Annotated in this window: 10 protein-coding genes; 1 reads left to right on the top strand and 9 read right to left on the bottom strand. The window is 38.0% G+C overall.

The features are described from left to right. Nucleotides 1-78: 78 nt before the first annotated feature. Entirely contained in the window at nucleotides 79-540 is a 462-nt protein-coding gene (locus tag QM481_RS17510; protein WP_166550662.1) for a hypothetical protein, read from the top strand. A gap of 60 nt (nucleotides 541-600) precedes the next feature. Here the strand turns inward: QM481_RS17510 and QM481_RS17505 are convergent, their stop codons facing one another. The 9 genes from QM481_RS17505 to QM481_RS17465 form a co-directional block, all read right to left on the bottom strand. After that, entirely contained in the window at nucleotides 601-1,593 is a 993-nt protein-coding gene (locus tag QM481_RS17505) for a sterol desaturase family protein (protein ID WP_283382669.1), read from the bottom strand. A gap of 183 nt (nucleotides 1,594-1,776) precedes the next feature. After that, nucleotides 1,777-2,601 carry a DUF4249 domain-containing protein gene (locus QM481_RS17500; RefSeq protein WP_283382668.1) on the bottom strand — a complete coding sequence of 275 codons (825 nt, stop codon included), beginning with the start codon at nucleotides 2,599-2,601 and terminating at the stop codon, nucleotides 1,777-1,779. Between the two features lie 22 nt (nucleotides 2,602-2,623). Continuing rightward, the gene (locus tag QM481_RS17495) at nucleotides 2,624-5,353 is read right to left on the bottom strand and encodes a TonB-dependent receptor (RefSeq protein ID WP_283382667.1); all 2,730 of its coding nucleotides are present in this window, start codon (nucleotides 5,351-5,353) and stop codon (nucleotides 2,624-2,626) included. A gap of 448 nt (nucleotides 5,354-5,801) precedes the next feature. Next, nucleotides 5,802-7,724: an STN and carboxypeptidase regulatory-like domain-containing protein gene (locus tag QM481_RS17490; protein WP_283382666.1), complete on the bottom strand. Its 1,923-nt coding sequence runs from the start codon at nucleotides 7,722-7,724 to the stop codon at nucleotides 5,802-5,804. 48 nt (nucleotides 7,725-7,772) lie between these two features. After that, entirely contained in the window at nucleotides 7,773-8,810 is a 1,038-nt protein-coding gene (locus QM481_RS17485) for a FecR family protein (RefSeq protein WP_283382665.1), read from the bottom strand. 48 nt (nucleotides 8,811-8,858) lie between these two features. After that, nucleotides 8,859-9,440 carry an RNA polymerase sigma-70 factor gene (locus QM481_RS17480; RefSeq protein ID WP_095160236.1) on the bottom strand — a complete coding sequence of 194 codons (582 nt, stop codon included), beginning with the start codon at nucleotides 9,438-9,440 and terminating at the stop codon, nucleotides 8,859-8,861. A 361-nt stretch (nucleotides 9,441-9,801) separates the two neighbouring features. Then, the gene (locus tag QM481_RS17475; RefSeq protein WP_283382664.1) at nucleotides 9,802-10,467 is read right to left on the bottom strand and encodes a lysoplasmalogenase; all 666 of its coding nucleotides are present in this window, start codon (nucleotides 10,465-10,467) and stop codon (nucleotides 9,802-9,804) included. A 117-nt stretch (nucleotides 10,468-10,584) separates the two neighbouring features. Continuing rightward, nucleotides 10,585-11,403 (bottom strand): anti-sigma factor, encoded by an 819-nt coding sequence (locus QM481_RS17470; protein WP_283382663.1) that lies wholly within the window; start codon nucleotides 11,401-11,403, stop codon nucleotides 10,585-10,587. Nucleotides 11,404-11,473: 70 nt separating this feature from the next. After that, nucleotides 11,474-12,055 carry an RNA polymerase sigma factor gene (locus QM481_RS17465; RefSeq protein ID WP_283382662.1) on the bottom strand — a complete coding sequence of 194 codons (582 nt, stop codon included), beginning with the start codon at nucleotides 12,053-12,055 and terminating at the stop codon, nucleotides 11,474-11,476. Between the last annotated feature and the right edge of the window lie 344 nt (nucleotides 12,056-12,399).

Genomic DNA, 12,399 nt, shown 5'->3' with positions numbered 1-12,399 from the left:
AGCTCAGCTATTTCGAGCTATCATCATTGTTTGTGGACTTATAGGAATCATTTTTATTTATACTAAAAAATCAAAATTATGAGGAAAAGCCTCTTGTTTTTAGGTTTGATATTAACCTTAACTAGTACAATAAAGCTTCAGGCGCAAGCCGTTAGTTATTACCCTTGGAATAACATTCTTTCGGTATCGAGCAATGCAACCAAGAGATTGTGGGTAGACTGCCGTTTTCAATTAAATTCCTTCTCTTCATCATTGAATACTGAACCAGCTTTGATGCTGAATGTAGCAAAGGCAGGGAAAGCTAATTTTTACGTTGGGGGTGGGGTAAACTTTGGGTTTGTTGGAGCTATTGTCAATAAAGATGATTTGATCAAAGGATATTTTGGCTCGATAGGAACAAGAATTTATCCTTTAGAAAAATTACCACAATTAAGTGTTAATTACGAAATATCGCCTTACATCAATAACATTCAAGGTACAAGTGGCATTATTCGTTCTTGGTTGGGAGTAGGATACCAATTTGGAGGTCAGAAGAAATAATAAATAACATGAATAAAAATAAAGCCTCTATGTCTTCTCTATGACATGGAGGCTTTATTTTTATTCTCGATTTATTGCTTTTTGTCGCAATATGGCAGCGGTTTGTTGTTCGCCATTAGGATGCCATCCTGGAGGCATAAAGATGTATTTGATTTTATTAATACCCTTGGCATTTTTTACATCGTTCCACAATGCCACATATTCGCCGAAATAAACATCCCAAAAGTTATTGGCATCCATTGGTCTTGTAATGCCATATTTAACGGGTTCATAGGTTTTCTCTTCTTGATATGTACCAAAAAGTCTATCCCAAATGTTGATAATTGAGCAAAAATTGGTATCCATGTACAAGTCGTTGCTAGCATGGTGTACTCTATGGTGCGATGGCGTTAGGATTAATTTTTCCAGAAACCCAAGTCTTCCATTTTTGAGGGCTTTTTCACTGACATGAACGAACGCACCCCAGATACTATCCAGAATCATTACGAAAAAGAATAATGAAGGCGATAATCCCATTAGGGTGCAAAAGCTGGCCGCAAAAATATCTGTATAGATGTTTTCGAGATATGCAGTAGTTAAAGTAACTGAAGAAGTTATCTCTGTAGCAGAATGATGTACAGCATGACTACACCAAAGTAGTCTGATTTTGTGTGCTGCATAATGTCTTATAAATGAATTTAGTTCATAAATAAGATACCCCAAGGGTATAAAATACCATTTTAAACTAAGATGGAATAACGCATAATCCTTGAATAAAGCGATAAAGAAAATAGTAATAGATAACTTTAAAACCTTTTCAAGGATACGGTTAATGATAATAATAAGGAAAGGTATTTTATAAAATTTTTTGTTAAATTGATGGGTAATAATAAGAAGGAAAATCTCTGCGACAATAATAATGGGAGCTAAAGGCATCAACAATGTAAAGATACCGTCGACAGTTTTGAATGCTCGCCAGTTGCCATCATGAATGACAGCTAGAAGACCTTCTAGTCTTAAAAAAATGATAAACTCGTGAAGTAAATCTTGGAAGGAGTGAAATATACTTTGCATAGTGTGAAACCTTATAGTTGAGTTTTATGCAAAATAAATAAAAGAAAGTGTACGTTTTATCAATTATTGATTATTTCTGTTTATAAATGAATAATTTAAAAGATATTTTATCCTTTTGTATAAGAAATAAAGTCTTCTATGAAGCTATATTAAACAAAGTTGATCTTCATAGAAGACTGTATGTTATCGTTGTTTTACTTCAAACTTGAGTGTATCTGCATTTACTCCTGTAAATACCCCCAAACCATTCGTAATACTCGTAGGAGGGGTGCTAATATTTTGTGAGGTTGAGCCTGAACTACGATACAAAGCGGCGTAATCTGGGTTTACGTGCATCAATATCACGTTGTGCATACCAAAGTATTGAAATTCGTTGGGGTTTACACTGGTGGATGTTCCTTGTACGGGCTGACTTCTAAATCTACGAGTGAACATAGTAGAGTCAGCATCATCAGCCAAAATGTAAATGGGTGTTGGGTCTGTCTCGATATTGTCTACCACTACAAAATAATAATCGCTTGTGGTGTTGTCCCAAGTTACCTGAATGTTGGTTCCGCCCATGCCGCCCATAGGTCTACCTCCACTACTTAAATCAATTTGTGATAAATAAATAGAGCTTTGGTCAAGGGCGTAATTTTCGGGTTTGCTGGGAATAATCGTGGTGGCAGAAATGGTTTTTCCATTATAGACAAAACTCATGCTATAACTCACGCCAACCTTGAGTTTTATTGTAGTATCTGAACGATAGTCGCCATTCCCTAGCGATACAAGTGAATACGTGTTTCCATCTCCAGTTACTGTAATTTTGAGCCCATCTATTGGTTCTTCTGAGCTGATACTTTGGTCACTGTATGGGATTTCTTTTTTGACGTGCATGGTAATATATTGCCCAGCCACAAGATACGCTTCTATTACTGCATTGTCGGTAACTTCTACTGAGCCTTCATTACTACAGCTCGATAAGATGCCTCCCAACAAAATGGCTACTATAAAATGATATATTTTCATGATATGTAAATGCTTTTACGGATTATTTCAATTTATAAGTAAAGGTGATGTTTGGCGTAAAGCCCAAGTAATTCACATTGGTAACCGACAAATACTTTTCGTTGGTATCGCTGTCGGTAATGGTTTGAAATTTTTTGTACCAAACATTCTGGCGACCATATAAATTATAAATCGACAAGCCAATACTGCCATGTTTGAAGTTGTAGGTAGCCGCCACATCCATACGGTGTGAGTCTGGCAGACGATTGGCATTGGTCGTTGATGGGCTCGTATAATCCTTTTCGGTACCATCCAATAACTTGATGATATAGCCACCCGTAATAGAGGTATATGGCATACCAGAGGCATATATCCACGTAAGTGAAAAATCCCAGTGCCCCATTTTGTACATATTTACACTTTTGAATTCATTGCGAACATCGTAGTTAGAAGGAAATGGCGTTGCTGAAAACTGAGCAATACTTTTTTCTGACTTGGCTAAAGTGTAGCCTACCCAACCTGTGTAGTCGCCAAATTTTTTCTGAATCAAAAAGTCAATCCCTCTTACTTTTCCTGTACCCGTAAAGAAGGTTTCGCTGGCAGATAAACCTCTGCCTACCGTTGGCACAAAGCGCAGGGTATAACGGGTATCGTTGTCGATGTCCTTGTAATAGGCTTCTACGTCAAATACATAATCGTCTATTTCATAACTAGCTCCAATAATATAGTGCTTAGAAGATGTGACAGGTAAGTAGCTGTCATTGGCCAACAACCAGAAACTACGGCTACCATTGGTGATATCTTCACGCTCCACTTGTTTGGCAAACTGATAGTATTGTCCCAAAGCACCTTTTAGCATCAATTTTTTGGTTAAAGAAAAAGTCGCTGAAAGTCGAGGTTCTAAATAGTTCTTTTTGGTTACGTCGTAATAAGTGGTTCTTAAACTTGGTTTCAAAACCAATTTACTATCCCCAAATTTGATTTGGTCTTGGAGGTAGGCCGAAATCAAATTTCCTCTATCATTTTTTCCTAAAATTACAGTGGTGTCATTTTGACTGTAGGCATAATCTATTTGCAAATGACTAGCTTGCACGCCCATTTCAATTAACTGATGAGATGATAGACGATATTCAAAATCTGATTTGAAAGAAATATCCTTTAAGTCATTGTTTTCCAAAGAACCAAACTTGACATTTTGAGTTGTGCCGTCGGTACGAGTAATCGTATTTTGGTTGGTGTTATCTCTGTTGCTATAATAGTTTGAAAAACTAAAGAGGGTATTGGTATAAAAACGCTCAGTCCATTGGCGTGACCATTTCAAACTTGAACCTGTATTACCCCAGTTAGAAACGTCGGTATTAGCAAAACCACCTCCGCGACCGCCACCAAATGGAAGTGAAAGGTTTTGTGAATTATCCAAAAAGTCTTCGCCATTATAAAAACTCAATGTAATGTTATCTCGTTGGGTTGGACGATAGGTTACTTTGCCGTTGAGGTCATAAAAATAAGATGATACCGTTTGTCCAGACTGGAATCTACGAGCAAATCCGCCTGTAAAGCCAGCGTTGTTGCTACTGTTAGCAGCTTGTTGAGCTTTGAAAGTATTGAAGATTTTGTTGTAAATCGGTCCAGCCCACGAGTGGCGAGCTGCTACCACGAAGGTCATCTTTTTGGTAATAGGACCTTCTGCTAAAATATTGGCACTTAACAAGCCTACATCGGCGGTAGCGTTGAACTCCTTTTGGTTGCCATCTTTACTAGTTATATCAACCACACTGGATACACGTCCGCCATATTTTGCTTCGAAACCTCCTTTAAACAAACGCACGTCTTTGATGGCATTGGAGTTGAAAGCACTAAAAAAGCCATAAAGGTGGTCGACATAGTATACGGTAAATCCGTCATATAAGACAAGGTTTTGGTCTGGCGTACCACCACGTACATATAAGCCCGAGGACGATTGGTTGGCAGCACTAATCCCTGGCATCAACTGAAAACCTCGGAAAATATCTTTTTCTCCCACGTTGGGAAGTTTTGCAATATTTTTAGGAGTCATCATAAACATCCCAACGGTTTCGTTGACTTTCATGATTTCGGTTTTTTCTCCTGTTACTTTTACCTCATCCAATTCTTCATTGGCAGGCACTAGGTCAATACGAAGGTTACTCGTAGGCGTTTGAGGATTTAGATAATAGGTTAAAGTTCTGTAACCTATATAGCTAATCACCAAGGCACTAGTATCAGAAGGGACTTTCTGGATGGTGAAAAGTCCATCGACGTTGGTCTGAACTCCAGTTTTTCTACCTTTTACGGTAATCGTTGTAAAAGCTAGAGATTCGCCAGTGAGCGCATCTACGATTTTTCCAGAAATACTAAAGTTTGTTTTCTCTGATTTGCCTTTGTATTGTTGTTCGGTAATGGCTTTGGCAACAGTAACTTTTTGAGATTTGGGTACGATATGAAGGACACTGTTTTCGTCGACATATATCTTCAAATCTGTATTTTTTAGGGCATTAGTAAAGCCAATTTCTGCTTTGATTTTCTGAAACCAATAGCTAATACGGTATTTGCTCAGAAGGGTAGGGTCAGCATCGATTTTTACCCCTGTTTTTTTAGTTAAATCCTGACAAATTTCAGAAAGAAGAGCATTATTGTAGAATTCATCGGCAATGGTAATTCCTGTCGTATTGACCGAAATGGGTGTTTGTTGACCCCATGCTTGAAAAGACCATTGAATGCAAATCAATGCGAACAGTAATAGTATTTTTCTCATGCTTGATAGTGTAACGAATATGTTTGGTTAAGCTTTTGTGATGCAGTTTTTGCATTTTCCCAATATCAGGGACTAAAGAAGAACCGATAAACGTTGCCATTTCAATATAAGAAATCGCTCTATCGCATAGGTTTGTAGATAGAAGTGGGAATTTCAGCGATATTGTTATTGGAGGCACAAAGTGGCAGAGGGGCAAAGGCACAAAGGGTGTTTTTGGAGTGAGAAATGTTTTGGACAAAAGTAGTTATACTTGTCCAACATAGGTTGCGTTACCTTCCGCAATTTCCCAAAATGTAGAGAGAAGTCTGATTATTAAGAAAATTATATCTCCTAGTTATTAAAAAAAGAGCGCTGTAGGTGAGAAAGAATATCGGTTAGATTGAATTTTCTCTCTCCTACGGCGCTTTTTGGGGCAAATAAAAAGGACAACTCCTCACTCAGCACTACATTAGTCTCCATATCGTTGTTTGATGCGTAATCCCATTTGAAAACCATACCAAAGTGTAAATCTTTCTGTAGAACGAATCGCCTGATAAGTTGGCATATTTTTGAATGGTTTACCATTGGCATACGATGAATTGGCGGGGTCAATTACCAGCGCTTTGATAGATGGTCCAAAGGTGAGCGTTGAGTTACGTGCTAGAAATTTTTCGAAGCCTAAATCAAAGCGCCATAAAACCCCTTGGTTAACCTCTCCGTATTGATTGTACTCAACCATCAGTCCACTCGTAACGTCGGTATTCATCATCCATCTTCCTCCTAGTTTATAGGCTCGTCCGAAACCATAGCCAATATTTACCAGTTCGTAGGCACGAACAAAATTGGAGCCAAGCGTCAAGATATTATAAAATGCAGGAACACCCGTTTTAAATGTGATATTAGCGGACTGTATCTCATCTATAGCTACTTCAAATCGTTTATAGCCGTTGCCTTTGCCCACAAAACTCAAAAAGCCGATTGGTGCGGTGGCAGAGGAATCACTAAAGTTCAAAAAGCCAATTTGATGTCCTCCTTTCGAGATTTTATGTGAAAAGTTAAGAAGCCCTACTTGCCATCCTTTCGATTCTTTGAGCACAACATTCAAGATTGGCGCCATTTGAAGACCTTTCGACAGCTTGCCTGTTACGTTTAACACACCTGACAATTGCGCTCCTCTGGTTTCTTTGTGGGTAATATTAATAAGACCAGCGGCTTGTAAACCCGTCATATTTTTCCATGTATGGTTCCAGCCCAATGTCATCGCAACACCTTGGGTTTCGCCCAAAACGGTATTGAACACCCCGCCCATTTGCACACCAATTACATTTTTCCCTACAATATTTCCTACACCAGCAAACTGAAAACCGTTGACATTTCGGCGTACACCATTCAGACCACCTCCGAATTCCATTTTGCGAACTCCTGCCGAATAGCCCATCACAATATTGACCGAAACTCTATTTTCGATACTTCCAGAAAGGAGCTTATTCGTTCCTAGAAATGGTAATAATGATAGTTGAAAAGGACGAGATAGCGTATCTGTTACGTTTTTGTCGTGGATTCTTTGAGTTCGAGCAATCATCATTTTGCTAAATCTCGACTTGATTTCATCCCAAAATCGAAATAAACGACTAGAATCTTTTCGATAAATCGGGAAAATATTATCCGTGGTATCTGCTACGCTATATTCAGAAAGTAGCAAACCTGTCACAGGCACTCTGGGCACTAAGATGGGAACCTCTTTGGGGATTGCAACCGTATCGATCAAGTTGGGGAAATAAGGTGAATTATCATCAAAGGGCAATTCTGGCTGTTTGACCTTAGGTTGAAGTGCCCAATCTTTGGTTTCTGACTGTAAAAGCTTGACAACCAAAGTCTGTGATTCATATTCAGGACCTGATACTGACAATTTAAAAATAGTTTTTGTATGATTGAGCTTTATACGATAATAACCATTCTGATTGGTAACCGTAGACGCCAAACTATTGCGTTCGTAAATACTGACATTGGGAAGTTTTTTACCCGATATAGCATCGTACACCACGCCACTAATATATACTGGGTCGCGCTCGGCCTTGAGCAAAATCACATACTGACCTTGCACTTTATACCGAATCGTTCCTTTAAATAGCAAACCGATGGCTTCACGAATGGTTTTGTTGACAAGAATTAACTCAACAGATTTGTCTTCATCAATTAATGACGAATTATACGAAAACTTAAAATTTCCCTGAGCAGACAAATAGGACAGAACTTCCTCTACGGAAACATCCGAAAAACGAGCAGTGACTACCCGTTCAAGATTCGCAGATTGTGCAAGTGCATTGGAGTGTACCAACAAGCATACAGACAAAGTCCAAAACGCTATTATGCTTCGTACACTAAAAGACATAGATACAAGTTGTTTAAAGAGAGTTTATGCGGCTCCAAAATTAGGAAATTATTGGCAACCTTTTCCCTCTAAAACGAAATTTTGACCTTGCTTTTGTACATTTATGTCAAAAGTTGTAGCAATTACGGCAAGAATATTTTCTAAGGACTCTTTTTCAAAATTTACAGTCAGCTTACAATGGTTCATCGCCTCGTTGGCTAAGGTTACTTTTACCCCATAAACTTGACTTAAGGTCGTTACAACAGAAGATAAATCGGTATTTTCAAAATTAAAACTTTGAGAAAAATAAGCAGCTTGATTGGCATCTACATTGGCAGAGCGTACAACATCGTCGCCTTGGACTTCCGCTTGCTCGCCAGGAAGCAATTGCATAACTGAAGCAGATTTTTTGACTTGAACTTTACCAGTTTTTACCCAGACTTTTACCTGTTTCGAATAGGCATTTACATTAAAGGAAGTTCCTAATACTTTTATGTCTGCCCCTTGTGCATGAATAATAAAGGGGTGTTGGGCATCATGAGCGACATCAAAAAAGGCTTCCCCTTGCAGAGTAATTTCACGTGTTTGTCCTTCGAAGGTAGAAGGATACGAAATTTTCGAGCCACGATTCAAGCTCACTTTAGTGCCATCAGGCAAAGTGTAATTAAGTACTTTTTCTTGTGCAATGGATTCTTGTAGCGGTGCTGACTCAGGTGCTGGTTTCCAAAAGAGAAAAAGCATTACTCCCATCAATACAATTACACTTGCTGCGATACCTATCACTCTCTTGAAAGGAATTACTCGTTTTTCGGATAATGGACGAATAATTGTTGACGCTTCGTTGAGATGAACAATTGGTGTATGATCTTCCAATTTGGAAGGACAAGACATTTGCTTTTTGACTTTTTGCCAAGCGGCATTTATATCACAAGGTTTTTTTTGTTGAAATGCGGCGCTAGCATCCCAAATAATTTTGGAATGTTCAAAGACGGTATTTCCATCAGGAAGCTCATTCAGATGGTCTTGGATTTCGGAAAAATCCTCCTCTGGGCTTTCTTCTGCCAAATACTTTGCTAAAAGTTCGTCTATGTTTTGATGCTCTGCCATATTTATTCAACGCCAAGTGTACGCTTGGCACAAGTAAGAATCTTTTTATCAGTGGTGAAATAACAAAAGTCCAAGCCAAAGAATACTTGGCAAATACTCTGCTAACTCTTGTCTTAATATCTTGAGCGCTTTTCCGATTTGATTTTCAACCGTCTTTACCGACAGTTGAAGTTCGTTGGCAATTTCTTGGTATTTAAGTTCCTCAAAACGACTCATCCGAAAAATCAATCTACATTGTTCTGGAAGTTTTTCGATGGCCTCGGCAATACGCGCTTCTAATTCTGCTTTATATAATTCATCAGTAGCTGACACATGGTTATTTTCCATAAAATCACCCACATGCTGGCGATAAGTATCTTGGATTTTGAGGTGCTTAATACGGTTTAAACAAGTATTATGCACAGCTCGATATAAATATGATTTCAGCGAAACAGTTATTTCTAAGTCCTGACGCTGGTCCCATACTTTCAGAAACATCCCTTGTACAATCTCCTCAGCATCGTCCATATCTTTGAGAAGACCAAAGGCATAATTACACAAGGCTTGATAGTATTTTCGGAAGACTACTTCAAAAACACGTTCATTTCCTTGTCGAATTGCTTCGAGTATGTCGGTATCAGTAAGTTGCAAGGCCAAGAGCTTGTGATGGATTTAAGTTTAAAGAAAATCAATTTGATTAAAAAAAGCAATTTTAATCAAGACATCACAAAGTTACACAGCTTCACTTTTTAATCTTAAGCAATTAGTTTTAAACGGCATCTATTAGTTATAAAAGGTATAGGGTATTTTAATAAAGCTCCTGAGCTTCTAAATAACATACAAAAATAATATTTTCATTAACTCTCCTTAATTACTTCTATGACAACCATTTAGTATATATCCCCTATCTTTTTTCATTTTTTTTAAAAATACGCTATTGATTCATCCTTGTCGCACTGCAATTATTTTGGATACAACATACATCACAATTTTTTGCTACGATTTGTATCTACTATTTCGGTATTTCTCTACCTTTTACTATCAAATATTGGGCAACGATATAAGTTAACATAACACAAAAGCCACTATAGGCAAAATCTGAACCGAATTTGGTAATAGCAATTAAACTATCAGATACCATAAACAATACTGCCCCAACAGCAACTTTTAGCGCATTTGGCACCTCTCCTATGCGATTAATAGCTGCTAAAACCATAATACTTATGACGATTGAATATACTAATACTGGAATCTGCATAGCACCCAAATATGGCCAAACAGGCAACATAATCATCAGGTGATAGCCCACTAATAGTAACATAATCCACAAATGACGGAAAACAAAACCCTTTTGAGGCGTGGCACAATCTTGCCAGAAAATTCTGATATATAGTATCTGCATCATCAAAAAAGCCAATAAGCCTGGCACAAAAGCATTGGGCAACATCAGAAGCACATCGCCCAGCCACGCAAAGGCAAGGGCAATTCGGAATGTAGAGAAAAATGACTTTCTATCCTGTTGATTTTGATAATCATATAATATCAACAAGGGTAAAAGTAGAGGTTTGGTAAAATACCGAATGGGAAAGTTTTCAGATGGAAAAATTAAGAAGAACAATTCAAGAGTAGATATGATACCAAAGAGTATCAGTATCCTTTGTGCATTAAGGTTTTTCATAGTCAAATATAGGAATCAAGTATTTTGTGAAGTTGCGATTTATTCGCTATTCAAACAAAAACCTCGCAAGAATTTTCCTGCGAGGTTTTTACACTCAATTTATTTTCAACTTTAAACCTATACATTTCCAAGTACAAATATTTCGCCTTTTGGTCCTGCCTCGGTGGTACTACCACCCTTAGCTTCTAGCGAAATTGCAAATGCCTGAGCATTGCCCAACGACTTCATTTTTTCAAAAGTCTCTGGGTTATCTAACAAACCTGCATCTACAGGTTTTCCATCCACAATTGCCCAAAGCTGATATTGTTTTCCTTCAGGAGCTACAGGCAATTTTACCGAAGACAAATACACTTCTTGCGTAGCAGAGTTCCAATAAACAATCGCTTGGGCATCTGGCGCAGGTTTTTGCCCACCCAATTGCACTCGTTTCGTTTCGGGATTCAACAAGGTATTGATATTCTCTTGGTAACTAGCCTTGAGAGCACGTTCACTGCTTGCCAAAATTTGTGTTTGCGACTCCAAAGCAACAACTTTATCCTCTGACTTTTGCCAGTTGCTATACAAAAACCAGTTGGCTGCTATGCTCAATGCAAGTAGTACCCATGAGGCTGCGTACTTGAATGAGAAAGAAGCACCTTTACTTTCAGGAGTAAAGTTTACTACTTTGGTCTCTGGAGCAACTGCCTGTATATTTGCTTTTTCGGCTTCCTCCAACTCCAGTAGCGCATTCATCACTCTTGATTTCAGCTCGGGAGGAGGCGTTTTAGCAAATTTTAAGGCATATTCTTCAATACTGTCTCTGACAGCGTCTATTTCTAGCTGAATAATTGGGTAGGTCTGGGCTAAACGCTCTACCTCCGCAACTTCTTCGGCAGTGGTAGTTCCGAGCACATAGCTTTCCAAAATACCTGATGCTATATATTCTTGAATATTCATTTTTTAAATAAATTTATAGTGGAAAAGATCCAACTTTTGATCCTAACTGAAATGGCTGTTTCAATCTTCTCTAAATTAGCCATGCCAGAAGCATCAATGAAAAACTTACAAAGTAATCTCTCAAATGATTGATAGCTGACTTAACACGTGTTTTCACTGTCCCTAATGGAATTCCGTACTCTTTTGAAACCTCTTCTTGTGTGTAGCCTTTGAAATACAACAAATCAATTACTTGACGATGCTCTGGTTTTAATTTTTCGACAACTTTACCTAAGCCAATAGCATCTACATCAAACTGACTAGAGCCTTGACTGTCAATCAAATTTATGGTTGAATCTAAGTCTTGGTTTCGCTGGGAGTTCTGATACTCTTGAGAACGAATCCTATCGATGGCAGTGTTGCGTGCTACATTCAGAATCCAAGTAAATAATGTACCTTTCGACTGAGTATAACCATCGATATTTTTCCAAATTTTCACAAAGGAATCCTGCATAACATCTGCGGCTACTTCTTCGGAGTGTACAATTTTGTGTATAACTCCGTACAAAGCAGTCGAATAGTTATCATACAGAATCGAAAAACCACGCTGGTCTTTATTTCGCAATAAAGCCACCAATGAGTCTTCAGATATGACCGTTTTTCGCTTTGACATAGGGGTGTGTTTAATAGTATCTAAATTAATAATGGGAAATAAATACTTCGTGAGGCTGTCAATGATATGGTCTAATAGAGTATTCGATAGGGTCAAAACAAAGATAGAAAAATGTCTTTGAATTAACTATCTAAAAACAAAGGACTTTCAGATTTGAAAGCCCTTTGCACATTACCCATTATTAAACCACACCTATTTATTTGGTGAGATAGAATCTTACAATTTTCTCCAGTATGAATCAAACCGAGAATCATTGGATTATCCTATCTCTCCAAAGCTCACAAATATTGGTGGACGATGGCTTGCTGGCCTATTTATTATATAACTACTTAGAATCAAGGTTG

Source organism: Flectobacillus rivi, assembly GCF_030056655.1.
Taxonomy (GTDB): domain Bacteria; phylum Bacteroidota; class Bacteroidia; order Cytophagales; family Spirosomataceae; genus Flectobacillus; species Flectobacillus rivi.
The sequence above is the reverse complement of the archived record's forward strand: the minus strand, read 5'-3'. Positions and strand labels throughout refer to the sequence as shown.